The following is a 12,499-nucleotide window of genomic DNA, read 5'->3' on the forward strand; positions in this document are numbered from 1 at the left end:
CCAGGAGGATTCGTGCCCATCCGCGTTGCCCGCATCACCGCCGAGTACGCCACCGACCGCGCGACCGTCGCCACCGCGCGCCCACGCCTGTCGTGGGTGACCGAGTCCGACGGCACCGACTGGCGGCAGGCGGCGGCGGAGGTGCAGCTGCAGACCGGCGAGGAGCGCCGATCCGTGCGCCTGGACGGGCAGGGCTCGGTGCTCGTCGACTGGCCCTTCGACGCCCTGGAGCCGGGTGCGGCGCACGAGGTCCGGGTCCGCGTCACCGGCACCGACGGCGAGACGTCGGAGTGGAGCGCGCCGCAGCCCGTCGTCGCCGGGTTCCTGCCCGAGGGCGGCTGGACCGCGCGGATGGTCGGGCTGGCCGAGCCGGCGGCGGAGGCCCAGCCCGCGCTCGTCCGGGCGGCGTTCACCGTGGACGGGGCGCTGCGCCGTGCCACGTTGTACGCCACGGCGCACGGCGTCTACCAGGTGGAGCTCAATGGCCGCGAGGTCGACGACGAGGTGCTCAAGCCGGGCTGGACGACGTATGCGCGGCGGCTGCTCCACGAGACCACCGACGTCACCGGTCTGCTCACCGAGGGCGAGAACGCGGTGGGGGTGTGGCTGTCGGGCGGCTGGTTCTGCGAGCGGTTCGGTTTCCGGGACAGCGCGGCGCGGTTCTACGGCACGCAGCCGGCGGTGGCCCTCCAGCTGGTGCTCGACTACGCCGACGGGCGCACCGAGACCGTGGCCAGCGGCCCGGACTGGCGCGCGACGGGGGAGGGGCCGATCACCGCGGGCGGCATCTACGCCGGCGAGTCCTACGACGCCACCCGCGCGCTGCCGGGCTGGTCGGCGCCCGGTTTCGACGACTCCGGCTGGTCGCCGGTGCGGGTGGACGGGCAGTTCCCCGTGCCCGAGGCCCGGATGTCCCCCGGCGCCCGGCGCACCGAGGAGGTCGCGGTCCGCGAGGTGCTGACCACCCCGAGCGGCGCCACCGTCCTGGACTTCGGCCAGAACCTGGTGGGCTGGCTGCGGATCACCGTGCGCGGCGAGCGGGGCAGCACCGTCACGCTGCGCCACGCCGAGGTGATGGAGGACGGGGAGCTGAGCACCCGCCCGCTGCGGGCGGCCGCCGCGGTCGATCACTACACCCTCGCCGGCGGCGAGGCGGAGACCTGGGAGCCGCGCTCGACGTTCCACGGTTTCCGCTACGCGCAGGTCGAGGGCTGGCCGGGTGCGCTGGACCCGGCCGACGTCGTCGCCGTCGTGGTGCACAGCGACATGCGCCGCACCGGCTGGTTCTCCAGTTCGCACGAGCTGGTGAACCGGCTGCACGAGAACGTGGTGTGGGGGATGCGGGGCAACTTCCTGCACGTGCCCACCGACTGCCCCCAGCGCGACGAGCGGCTGGGCTGGACCGGCGACATCCAGGTGTTCGCCCCGACCGCGTCGCTGCTGTTCGACTGCGACGGCTTCCTGGCCTCGTGGCTGCGCGACCTCGCCCTCGAGCAGCGTGCCCACCACGGGGTCGTGCCCTACATCGTCCCGAACGTCCTGGAGAAGGCGCGCACGCCGGCGGCCGCGTGGGGCGACGCCGCGACCGTGCTCCCGCTCGTGCTGCACGAGCGCTTCGGGGACCGCGCGGTGGTCGCCGCCCAGTACGACAGCATGCGCGACTGGGTCGAGGTGTTGCTCGGGCTGTCCGGGTCGCGGTTGCTGTGGGAGGGCGGGTTCCAGTTCGGTGACTGGCTCGACCCGGCCGCCCCGCCGGAGCGTCCGGGTGACGCGACGACCGACCAGGACCTCGTGGCCAGCGCGCACCTGTTCCGCAGCAGCGATCTGCTCGCCCGTGCCGCCGCGCTCCTGGGGCGGGAGCAGGACGCCGCGCACTACCGGGAGGTCGCGGAGCGGGTGCGCGCGGCCTTCCTGCGCGAGTACGTCACGCCGGCCGGGCGGATGCTCTCCGACACCCAGACCGCCTACGCGATGGCGCTGGTCTACGGCATCGTCACCGACCTGGACCTGCGGCGGGTGATGGCCGAGCGGCTGGCCGCGCTCGTGCGGACGGCGGGCTACCGGGTGGCCACCGGCTTCGTCGGCACGCCGATCGTGCAGGACGCGCTGACCGCCGCGGGGCACACCGACGCCGCGGCGCGGCTGCTGCTGCAGACCGACTGCCCGTCGTGGCTCTACCCGGTGACGATGGGCGCCACCACGGTCTGGGAGCGCTGGGACAGCCTGCTCGAGGACGGATCGGTCAACCCCGGGCAGATGACCTCGTTCAACCACTACGCGTTCGGGGCGATCGCGGACTGGTTGCACCGGGTCGTCGCGGGACTGGCCCCCGCCGCACCCGGGTACGCGGAGATCACGATCGCGCCCCAGCCGCTGCCCGGCCTGGAGTTCGCGCGCACCGCGCACGACACCCCGTACGGGCGCGCGTCGGCGGGGTGGGAGCGCCGCGGGGACCGGATCGTGGTCGACGCCGTCGTGCCGGCGAACACCACCGCCACCGTGCGGCTGCCCGGCGCGTCGCAGGTGCTGACGGTCGGGTCGGGCGCCCACCGCTGGGAGGTGGCCGCACCGGCGGCGTCCAACGGCCACGGCCCGGTCGGCCTGGACACCCCGCTCGCCGAGGTCATCGACGACCCGGAGGCCTACGAGGCGCTCGTGACCACGCTGCGGACACAGGACGCCGCGCAGGCGCGGGACTTCCGCGACCGCACGCGCTGGCTGCCGAACCAGCCGCTGTCCGAGGCCCTGGACCGGGTGTCGCCGCAGGTCAGGGAGCACGTGCGGGCTGCGCTGGAGTCGGTCAGCAGCGGTCGGACCGGCGTGCGCTGACCCCGCAGGCGGTCAGGCCGCGCGGCTCGCCCGCTGCCCGACCGCCACGGCGGTGGCCGCCGTCGCGAGCAACGCGATCGCGGCGACCACGACGAGGAGCGGCGCCGTCCAGCCGCCGGTAGCGGCGTGGACGGCGCCGATCACCGGCGGCCCGGCCGCGGCGACGGTGTAGCCGCCGCCCTGGACCAGGGCCGAGAACCGCCGGTTCTCCGCCTCGTCCCGGGCGACCCGCACGACCAGCGAGAAGATCACGGTCAGGCCGCCGCCCTGCGCGGCGCCGCCGAGGACGCACCAGAGCGCCCACAGGTGCGGTGCGAGCAGCAGGCCGAGCGGGAGCGTCACCCACGCGGCGCACACGACGAGCACGGTGGTGCGCGCGCGGCCGTACCGCAGCAGCACGGGCACGCCGAACGCCCCGCCGAGCGCGGCGATCTGGAAGACCGACGACGCCGCGCCCGCACCGGCGGCGGGCATCCCGAGCTCGTCGCGCAGCAGCTGCGGCAGCCACGCCGTCACGCCGTAGTAGGCGAAGGACTGCCCGGCGAACGCCGCCGTGAGACCCCAGGCGGCCGGCTGCCGCCACGACGACGCGGGTGCTCCCGCCGGTGCTGTGGTGCCGGCCGCCGGTTCGATCCGGGGCCTGCGGGTGGCGTGCCACCAGAGTGCGGCGGCCACGACGACCAGCACGCCCCAGCTCGCGAGCGCGGCCCGCCAGCCGGTGGCGGCCGCGATCGGCACCGTCAGCGTGAGCGAGAGCATCGACCCGACGTTCAACGTGGCGGTGTAGGCGCCGAGGATCGCGCTCGCGTGCCCGCGCAGATCCCGGCCGATCACCACGGGCACGGCGATGTTGGCCGTCGTGATCGCGAGCCCGAGCAGGAGCGTCCCGGCGATCGCGGCGGGCAGGCCGCCGAGCGAGCGGACCACGATCCCGACGAGCAGGACGGCCAGCGCGACGAGCACCCCGCGGCCGGTGCCGGTGCGGGCGAGCAGCGCGGACGCCAGGGGAGCGGCCAACCCGAAGCACAGCACCGGCAGGCTCGTGAACAGGCCGACGGTGGCGGCGTCGATCCCCAGATCGGCGCGGATCGGGTCGACGACCGCCGACACGGCGACGAGGGGCCCGCGCAGGTTCAGAGCCAGCAGCAGGATCGCGGCGATCAGCAGCGCCGCCGGTACCGCCCGTGCGTCGGTCGGGGTCGCGGGACGGACGGTGTTCACCGGTCCTCATCGTCCTACCCCGCGTCCGCCGCGTCATGCGGAGGTGAAAAGCCCGACAGGACAGTCGTAGCCACGGTCGCCGGCTTCGACCATGGGCGGCGAGCGATGTGGGCTGCAGGCGAGGCCCTCGACGCCGTCATGATCGCCTCCCGCGGTGGCCGCGGGCCGGCCGCTGCATGACCCGGTGAACGTTCGTGGCCGCCGCACTAAGGTGCCCCCATGTCCTCCGGCGGCTCGGCACGGTCGGGGCGGGTCAAACCGAGCATGACCGACGTGGCGGCGCGTGCGGGGGTCTCGCTGGGCACCGTCTCGCACGTGCTCAACCACCCGGAGCGGGTCAAGGAGTCCACGCGGCGGCGCGTGCACGCCGCGATCGACGCCCTCGGCTTCGTGCGCAACTCCCAGGCCCGCTCGCTCGCGGCCGGCGAGAACCGCACCATCGGGCTCGTGCTGGTCGACCTGGGCAACACGCTGTTCGTCGACATCGCCCGGGGCGCGCAGCAGGAGGCCACCGCCCGCGGGATGACCTTGCTGCTGGCCAACAGCGACAACGACGACGATCTGCAGGACGTCCACCTGGACTTCTTCGAGGGCGCCCGGGTCAGCGGGATCCTGCTGGCCCCGATGACCGACCCGCGCACCGGCGTGGACCGCGTGCGGCGCCGGGGCACGCCGGTCGTGGTGCTGAACTACGACTCCGGCCGCCCCGACTGCTGCACCGTGCTGGTCGACAACGAGCAGGCGGGCCACCTCGCCGCCCGGCACATGCTCGACCTCGGGCACCGGCGGCTGGCCTTCGTCGCCGGACGCGACCACCTGCAGCCGGTCCGGGACCGCCGCCGGGGCGTGCGCCGCGCGGTCACCGACGCCGGGGCCGAACTGGTCGAGATCCCCACCGAGGACCTGAGCGCCGGAGGCGGACCCGGTGCGGCCGCCCGGCTCGCGGCGCTGCCGGCGCATCGGCGTCCGGACGCCGTGATCGCGGTGACCGACCTGCTCGGCATGGGTCTGGTGCAGGAGCTCGGGCGGGCCGGCCTCGCGGTGCCCGGCGACATCGCCGTGATGGGCTGCGACTACGACAAGCGCGCCTGGGGCGGGGCCGTGCCGCTGACGTCGGTGCGCATGCCGGGCGAGGAGATCGGTGTGGCCGCCGTCGGCCTGCTGGTCGACGAGGTGGCCCGTGGCGGCGAGCACCGGCACGAGACCGTGGTCGTGCAGCCCTCGCTGGTGGTGCGCGAGAGCAGCGCAGGCCGCGAGCACGACCCGCTGGTCGCCGCGAGGAGCCCTGCGGAGCCCCGCCGGAGGGGCTGAACTCCAGCCGCAGCCGTGCGCTTCCGCCGCGCCCGGCGCGGGCACGCTCGAGGCCATCGCGCGCCTCCAGCCCCGACTCGCGGAATGGGGGGGAGCACCCGCTCCGCGAGTCGGGGTCCGTACCCCGCGAGTCGGGGTCTGGGTGCGCGTGTGTCGCTCTGTCAGGCGCCGGGCGGCGGGGCCGTGGTGTTGCGGACGACGAGTTCCGTGGCCAGCTCCACGTGGTGGGAGTCGAGCGTCTCGCCTGCAGCCAGGCGCAGCACGGTCTTGAGGGCGACGCGGCCCATCTCGCGCAGCGGCTGGCGGATCACCGTGAGCGGGGGAGCGGCCATCGTGGCCACCTCGGTGTCGTCGAAGCCGGTGACGCTGAGCTCGTCGGGGATCCGCAGGCCCCGCACGCGCGCCGCCTCCATGATCCCCAGCGCGATGGTGTCGCTGCCGCCGACGATGGCCGTGGGCCGGGTCGGCAGGTCCAGCAGCGCGGCGCCCGCGCGGCGTCCGACGTCGTAGCTGAAGTCCTCGCCGTGGACGAACTCGGGACGCGCGGTGATCCCGGCGGTCTCCAGCGCGGCGCGGTAGCCGTGCAGCCGTGCCTGGTTGCAGCCGGCTGTCGGCGGGCCTCCGACGTAGGCGATGTCGCGGTGGCCGAGACCGATCAGGTGCTGGGTGGCGGTCATACCGCCGGCGAAGTTCGTGGAGCCGACGCTGGTGACCTCGGCGCGCGGCAGGTTCAGCGGGTCCATCAGGACCAGCGGCACGCCGGCGAGCGCGAGCGCGTGGATGTGCGCCTGGGTGAGGGCACCGGTGACGACGATGACGCCCACGCGCCCGGCGGCGGCGAGGCGGCGGGCCCACGCCTGCGGGGTGGTGCCGGAGAGGCGGTCGTCGAGCGCGCCGACCACGACCGAGGCGCCTGCCTGTGCGCCCGCGTGGACCAGCCCCTCGATGACCTGGGTGGAGTACGCCCCGAACGAGCCGTGGATGAGCAGCTCCACCGTGGCCGGCGCGGTCGAGGTGCGCCGGGTGGACGGAGGCACGTAGTCGTGGCGGCGCAGCAGTTCCTCCACGAGCGCGCGCGTGCCCGCGGCGACGTCGTCCCGGCCGTTGACGACCTTGGAGACCGTGGCGACCGACACCCCGGCCGACGCTGCGACGGTGGCGAGCGTCGCGCGTGTGGCGGACCGGCGTGGGGCAGGCCTTTCCAGTGCACCCACGGCAATGCCTCCTCCTCTGACGACGCGCAGTCTAGGCAGACCACGGAGCACAGCGCCACCGAAACTTTTCGAGATCGAGCCCGGGAAGACGTTTCGATATCGGGCTGGCCACGGGCTGTATCTGGCTATTGACCCGCTTCCGCTCCACTGCCTATCGTCTGCGGCGCACGCCAGCTGTTTCGAAAAGTATCGGCATGGCGGCCCCCGCTCGAACGGAGCGGCCGCAGTGGTGCGGCCCGGCGCAACGGAGATCGACGTGGATCAGAACCCGCTTTCCCGAAGGTCGTTCCTGGCCCTCGCGATGGCCGCACCTCTTGGCGCGAGCGCGCTCGCCGCATGCGGCACCACGGGCCCCGGCCAGGCGGCCGCAGGCGAGGCGAGCATCTGGTACCTCACCGGCCAGCCCCAGGAGGGCCTTCGCAAGGCGACGGTCGACGCGTTCAACGCCTCGCACCCCGACGGGCAGCTCGCGGCCACGTTCTTCGAGAACGACGCGTACAAGACCCGGATCCGCACGGCCGTCGGCGCGAACCAGGCGCCCTCCGCCATCTGGACCTGGGGCGGCGGCGGCCTGCGCGACTACGTGAACAACGGTCAGGTGGACGACCTCACCGACTGGTTCGCGCAGAACCCCGAGATCAAGTCGAAGCTGTTCGAGAACGCGTTCCCCGCGGCCACGATCGACGGACGCATCTACGCGATGCCGTGCGAGCAGGTGTCGCCGATCGTCATGTTCCACAACAAGCAGCTGTTCGAGCAGGTCGGCGCGCAGCCGCCGACCACGTGGGACGAGCTGATGGCGCTCGTGCCGGTGTTCAACGACGCGGGCATCGCACCGTTCTCGCTCGCCGGGCAGTCGCGCTGGACCAACATGATGTGGCTGGAGTTCCTGTTCGACCGGCAGGGCGGCCCCGAGGTCTTCGACGCCATCGCGGCGGGCGAGCCGGACGCCTGGTCGCACCCGGCCGCGATCGCCGGGCTGACGAAGGTGCAGGACCTCGTGCGGGCGAACGGGTTCGCCAACGGGTTCCAGTCGATCTCCGCCGACGCCAACGCCGACCAGGCGCTGCTGCACCAGGGCCGGGCCGCGATGATGCTGCACGGCGCGTGGACGTACGGCTCCATGAAGGAGGAGGGCGGCGACTTCGTGACCGGCGGGCACCTGGGCTGGTCCCAGTTCCCGGCCATCGAGGGCGGCGCGGGTGACCCCACCGCCGGCGTCGGCAACCCGGCGTCGTTCCTCGCGCTGTCCTCCCAGGCCTCGGAGGAGCAGAAGGCCATCGCGCTGGACTACTTCGCCAACGGCCTGCTCACCGACGCCGACATCGACGGCTGGGTCGCCAGTGGTGCCGTGCCGATCGTCCAGGGCGTCGACAGCAAGTTCTCCGGGCCGGACGCTCCGTTCCAGCAGTTCGTCTACGACTCGGCCACCCAGGCGTCGAGCTGGGTGCACTCCTGGGACCAGGCGCTGCTGCCCGGCCCCGCGGAACAGCTGCTCAACAACATCGAGCAGCTGTTCTCGCTGTCGATCACACCGGAGCAGTTCGCCACCAACATGAATGCGGTCCCCTCGTCGTGAGCAGCGGTTCGGTCAGCGTCCGGCAGGGCGGGTCACTCACGTGGCTCGTGCTGCCGGCGTTGGCATTCTTCACGGCGTTCGGGATCATCCCGCTGATCGGCGTGCTCGTCCTGAGCTTCACGAGCTGGAACGGCATCGGCGAGATCACGCCCACCGGGTTCGGCAACTGGGTGTCGGTGCTCGCCGACCCCGGCCTGCTGCACTCGCTCGGCGTCACGTTCCTGATCATGGCGCTGTCCTGGGCGGTGCAGACCCCGCTGAGCATCCTCCTCGGCGTGTTCATCTCGGGCCCGCACCGCTACCGCGCGGTGCTCGCGGTGCTGTACTTCACCCCGCTGCTGCTGAGCTCGGCGGCGATCGCGATCACCTACAAGGCGCTGCTGGACCCCAACTTCGGTCTCGGTGCGTCGCTGGGGATCCCGCTGCTGGTGCAGAACTGGCTGGGTGACCCCGTCCTCGCGGTCGGCACGGTGGTCTTCATCGTGTCCTGGCAGTTCATCCCCTTCCACGCGCTGATCTACCAGGGCGCGGTGCGCCAGGTCCCCGCTTCGCTCTACGAGGCCTCCCGGATCGACGGTGCCGGGCGGGTGCGGCAGTTCTTCTCGATCACGCTGCCGCAGCTGAAGTACACGATGATCACGTCCTCGACGTTGATGGTGGCGGGATCGATGACGTTCTTCGACCTGATCTTCGTGCTCACCGGGGGCGGCCCGAGCGATGCCACCCGGGTGCTGGCGCTCGACATGTACCTGCGCGGTTTCCGGGGCAACGCGATGGGGCCGGCGAGCGTGATCGCGCTGATCATCGTCGTCGTCGCGGTGCTGCTCGCGATGGGCATCCAGCGCCTCGGCGGCAAGGACGCGGGCGCGAGCCAGCTGGAAGGAGCCTGACATGGCCACACCGACCAGCACCACCGTCCCCGACGTGCGCTCCGGGGGCCCCGTGCCGGGTCCGCCGCCGAGGCGGGCGTCGCGACGGCGTCCGGCGGGCGCGGACCGGCCCAACTACCTCGGGGGCCTCGCGGGCTACGTGTGGCTCGCGATCATCATCGTCCCGATCTACTGGGTCGTCATCACCAGCTTCAAGCCGCAGTCGGCCTACTACACGAGCAACCCGATGCTGCCCGCCGAGCCGACCCTGGAGAACTACCAGGCGGTGTTCGAGGCCGACTTCCTCACCTACTTCCTCAACTCGGTGATCGTGACGCTCGGCGCGACGATCCCCGCGGTGCTGGTCTCGTTCATGGCGGCATTCGCGATCGTCCGCGGCGGGCGCGGCCGGTTCCTGCGGGTCAGCAACACCATCTTCCTGATGGGGCTGGCCTGCCCGCTCCAGGCCGTGATCATCCCGGTCTACCTGATCATCATCCGGCTGAGCCTCTACGACAGCCACCTCGCGCTGATCCTGCCCTCGATCGCGTTCGCCATCCCGCTCTCGGTGCTGATCCTGGCGAACTTCATCCGGGACGTCCCGAACGAGCTGTTCGAGTCGATGCGCCTGGACGGTGCCAGCGAGTGGGGCACGATGTGGCGGCTGGCGTTCCCGCTGACCAAGCCTGCGCTCATCACGGTGTCGATCTACCAGGGGCTGCAGGTGTGGAACGCGTTCCTGCTGCCGCTGGTGCTCACGCAGAGCCCGGAGATGCGGGTGCTCCCACTCGCGCTGTGGGCCTTCCAGGGCGAGTACGGGATCAACGTCCCGGCCGTGCTGGCGTCCGTGGTGCTCGCGACGCTGCCGATCCTCGCGCTGTACGTGGTCGGTCGGCGACACCTGTTGGCGGGAATGACCGCCGGTTTCTCGAAGTGAAGGGGTTCTCGTGACGGATCGGCAGGCACTGGTGGTGCGCGGCGGCTGGGAAGGACACCACCCGGTCGCGGCGACCGACCACTTCATCCCGCACCTGCAGGAGAACGGCTTCGCCGTCCGGGCCGAGGACTCGCCGAAGGTCTACGCCGACGCCGAGTTCATGGCGGGCGTCGACCTGGTCATGCAGTGCATGACGATGAGCACCATCGAGAAGGACGAGCTCGCCGGGCTGACGAGGGCCGTCGCGAACGGCACCGGCCTCGCGGGCTGGCACGGCGGCATCGCCGACTCCTACCGCAACTCCAGCGACTACCTGCAGATGATCGGCGGCCAGTTCGCCTGCCACCCGCCGAAGAAGGCCGAGGAACGCACCGGCGAGCAGGCCGACTACTTCATCCCGTACCGGGTGGAGATGCAGCCGGCGGCGGCGGATCACCCGATCACGCGGGGAATCGCCGACTTCGACCTCGTCACCGAGCAGTACTGGGTGCTCGCCGACTCCTACAACGACGTGCTGGCCACCACGACGGTGGCGTCGCACGAGTGGGAGCCGTGGCACCGGCCGGTCACCACACCCGCCATCTGGACCCGCGGATGGGGCCGGGGCAAGGTCTTCGTCTGCACCCCGGGCCACGACATGGACGTGGTCCGCGACCCGAACGTCAACACGATCATCGAGCGGGGGCTGCTGTGGGCGGCCCGATGAGGGTCGGGATCGTCGGCGCGGGCAACATCTCCGGCCAGTACTCGGCCTCCCTTGCGCGGCTGCCGCAACTGCAGGTCACCGCCGTCTGCGACCTGCGAGCCGACCGCGCCGAGGCGCTCGCCGCCCAGCACGGGGACGCGCGCGTGCTGGGGATGCCGGAGCTGCTCGCGGCGCCGGACGTCGACGTCGTGCTGGCGCTCACGCTGCCGGCCACGCACGCCGACGTCGCGCAGGCGGCGCTGGGCGCGGGCAAGCACGTGTACGTGGAGAAGCCGCTCGCCGCTTCCGTGGCGGAGGGCCGGGAGGTCGTCAAGGCGGCCGCCGCGTCCGGGCTGCGCGTGGGTTGCGCGCCCGACACGGTGCTCGGCACGGGCGTGCAGACCGCGCGCGCCGTCGTCGACGCGGGCCGCATCGGCACGCCGCACGCCGCCACGGCGTTCATGACCACGCCCGGGCACGAGCGCTGGCACCCGGACCCCGAGTTCTACTACCAGCCCGGCGGCGGCCCGCTGCTGGACATGGGGCCCTACTACCTGACGTCGCTGGTGCACCTGCTCGGCCCGGTCGTGCGGGTCACGGGTGCCTCCGCGCGCCCGTCGGCCACCCGCACGATCGGGAAGGGCGCGCGGGCGGGGGAGTCGTTCGACGTCGCGATCGACTCCACGATCACCGGTGTTCTCGAGCACGCTTCCGGCGCCCTGTCGACGCTGATCATGAGCTTCGACATCTGGGCGGCCCGGCTGCCGCGCATCGAGGTGCACGGCACCGCGGGCTCGCTCTCGGTGCCCGACCCGAACCACTTCGACGGCCCCGTCGAGCTGTTCTCGGCGAGCGCGCCCGACGATGGCTGGGTGGACGTCGGCGTCGAGGCCGGCTACCGGGATGCCGGGCGCGGGTACGGGTTGGCCGATCTGGCCCTGGCGGTCGCGGCGGACCGCCCGCACCGCGCGGGCGACGAGCTGGGCCTGCACGTGCTCGACATCATGGAATCGGTCCAGCAGGCAGCTGACGATCACACGTCGGTGCAGCTCACGACGACGTGCCGCCGTCCGGACCCAGTGGCCGGGGTGGTGGACCTGACGGCCTGAGCACCCGCTCCCCGACCGGTCATGCGTCTCTCAGCATCGCCAGGACCATCCGGCGGGAGGCGCGGATGTGGGCCAGTGCCAGTTCCGCGGCCTTCTCGGCGTCGCGGTCGGCGAGGGCCCGGGCCAGGCGTTCGTGGTCGTCGAGCACCCGCTCGTGCTCGACGTTCTGGCGGAACAGCCAGCGCAGTCGCCCCGTCAGCGGTCCCAGCATCTCCGGGACGAGCGGGTTGCGGCCCAGCTGGTGCACCTGCTCGTGGAAGGCGGTGTTGGCCGCGTCGACACCCGGCGCGTCGCCGGCGCGGTGGGCCTCGCGGGCGGTCGTGACCAGCCGGCGCAGCTCCGCCAGCCCCACCTCGTCGGCCCGTTCGGCGGCCCGCCGGGCGGCGAGCACCTCGAGGGCCTCGCGCACGTCGAACAGGTTCTCCACGTCCTCCCGGTCGAGCTGCCGGACGAGCACCCCGCCGCGGCGGGGCAGGACCGAGACCATGCCCTCGCTCTCGAGCATCCGGATGGCCTCCCGGACGGGTAGCCGTGAGACGCCCAGCTCCGCGGCGAGGGCGATCTCGTAGAGCCGCTGGCCCGGCTCGATGCGGCCGTCGGCGATGCGCTCCCGCAGCTCGTCGCGAACCCGGTCACGCAGGGGGCCGCTGCCGCGATGGCGCACATCCGGGGCATCACCCGCGGCGTCGACGGCCATCGCACCTCCCCGCTCGCCGGACCGCGGAAGTCTAGACGGCGGCAGAAC

General features: G+C 73.0%; 10 protein-coding genes. 7 read left to right on the forward strand and 3 right to left on the reverse strand.

Features of this window, described 5'->3' with window-relative positions:
• Window positions 1-12: 12 nt before the first annotated feature.
• Window positions 13-2,829, forward strand: a complete 2,817-nt coding sequence (locus CFP66_RS14285; RefSeq protein WP_094924035.1) for an alpha-L-rhamnosidase — start codon at window positions 13-15, stop codon at window positions 2,827-2,829.
• 12 nt (window positions 2,830-2,841) lie between these two features.
• On the opposite strand, the gene CFP66_RS14290 is transcribed toward CFP66_RS14285, so the two are convergent.
• Window positions 2,842-4,050: a CynX/NimT family MFS transporter gene (locus tag CFP66_RS14290; RefSeq protein WP_094924037.1), complete on the reverse strand. Its 1,209-nt coding sequence runs from the start codon at window positions 4,048-4,050 to the stop codon at window positions 2,842-2,844.
• A 219-nt stretch (window positions 4,051-4,269) separates the two neighbouring features.
• On the opposite strand from CFP66_RS14290, the gene CFP66_RS14295 reads away from it, so the two are divergent.
• Complete coding sequence (locus CFP66_RS14295) at window positions 4,270-5,361, forward strand: LacI family DNA-binding transcriptional regulator (protein ID WP_198961446.1); 1,092 nt, start codon at window positions 4,270-4,272, stop codon at window positions 5,359-5,361.
• 161 nt (window positions 5,362-5,522) lie between these two features.
• Here CFP66_RS14295 and CFP66_RS14300 read toward each other — a convergent pair whose 3' ends face one another.
• Window positions 5,523-6,575, reverse strand: coding sequence for a LacI family DNA-binding transcriptional regulator (locus CFP66_RS14300; protein WP_233159420.1), 1,053 nt, complete (start codon window positions 6,573-6,575; stop codon window positions 5,523-5,525).
• A gap of 256 nt (window positions 6,576-6,831) precedes the next feature.
• Between CFP66_RS14300 and CFP66_RS14305 the strand changes: the two genes are divergently transcribed.
• Genes CFP66_RS14305 through CFP66_RS14325 form a run of 5 tightly spaced genes read left to right on the forward strand, consistent with a single transcriptional unit; the run spans window position 6,832 to window position 11,754 of the window.
• Complete coding sequence (locus CFP66_RS14305) at window positions 6,832-8,154, forward strand: ABC transporter substrate-binding protein (RefSeq protein ID WP_198961447.1); 1,323 nt, start codon at window positions 6,832-6,834, stop codon at window positions 8,152-8,154.
• On the forward strand, window positions 8,151-9,044 hold the full coding sequence (locus tag CFP66_RS14310) for a carbohydrate ABC transporter permease (RefSeq protein ID WP_094924039.1): 894 nt from the start codon (window positions 8,151-8,153) through the stop codon (window positions 9,042-9,044). The genes CFP66_RS14305 and CFP66_RS14310 overlap by 4 nt, the downstream gene beginning before the upstream one ends.
• Before the next feature lies 1 nt (window position 9,045).
• Complete coding sequence (locus CFP66_RS14315) at window positions 9,046-9,960, forward strand: carbohydrate ABC transporter permease (RefSeq protein ID WP_094924041.1); 915 nt, start codon at window positions 9,046-9,048, stop codon at window positions 9,958-9,960.
• Window positions 9,961-9,970: 10 nt separating this feature from the next.
• Window positions 9,971-10,666 carry a ThuA domain-containing protein gene (locus CFP66_RS14320; protein WP_094924043.1) on the forward strand — a complete coding sequence of 232 codons (696 nt, stop codon included), beginning with the start codon at window positions 9,971-9,973 and terminating at the stop codon, window positions 10,664-10,666.
• Window positions 10,663-11,754, forward strand: coding sequence for a Gfo/Idh/MocA family protein (locus tag CFP66_RS14325; RefSeq protein ID WP_233159422.1), 1,092 nt, complete (start codon window positions 10,663-10,665; stop codon window positions 11,752-11,754). Before CFP66_RS14320 ends, CFP66_RS14325 begins: the two co-directional genes overlap by 4 nt.
• A 19-nt stretch (window positions 11,755-11,773) precedes the next feature.
• Here CFP66_RS14325 and CFP66_RS14330 read toward each other — a convergent pair whose 3' ends face one another.
• Window positions 11,774-12,451, reverse strand: coding sequence for a GntR family transcriptional regulator (locus CFP66_RS14330; protein WP_094924047.1), 678 nt, complete (start codon window positions 12,449-12,451; stop codon window positions 11,774-11,776).
• Between the last annotated feature and the right edge of the window lie 48 nt (window positions 12,452-12,499).

This window comes from Pseudonocardia sp. MH-G8, from assembly GCF_002262885.1.
GTDB lineage: Bacteria > Actinomycetota > Actinomycetes > Mycobacteriales > Pseudonocardiaceae > Pseudonocardia.

What these genes read in the sequence shown, in the direction of transcription:
- CFP66_RS14315 (WP_094924041.1), top strand. Translation starts at nt 9,046, where the DNA reads ATGGCCACACCGACCAGCACCACCGTCCCCGACGTGCGCTCCGGGGGC.
- CFP66_RS14330 (WP_094924047.1), bottom strand. Translation starts at nt 12,451, where the DNA reads ATGGCCGTCGACGCCGCGGGTGATGCCCCGGATGTGCGCCATCGCGGC.
- CFP66_RS14295 (WP_198961446.1), top strand. Translation starts at nt 4,270, where the DNA reads ATGTCCTCCGGCGGCTCGGCACGGTCGGGGCGGGTCAAACCGAGCATG.
- CFP66_RS14325 (WP_233159422.1), top strand. Translation starts at nt 10,663, where the DNA reads ATGAGGGTCGGGATCGTCGGCGCGGGCAACATCTCCGGCCAGTACTCG.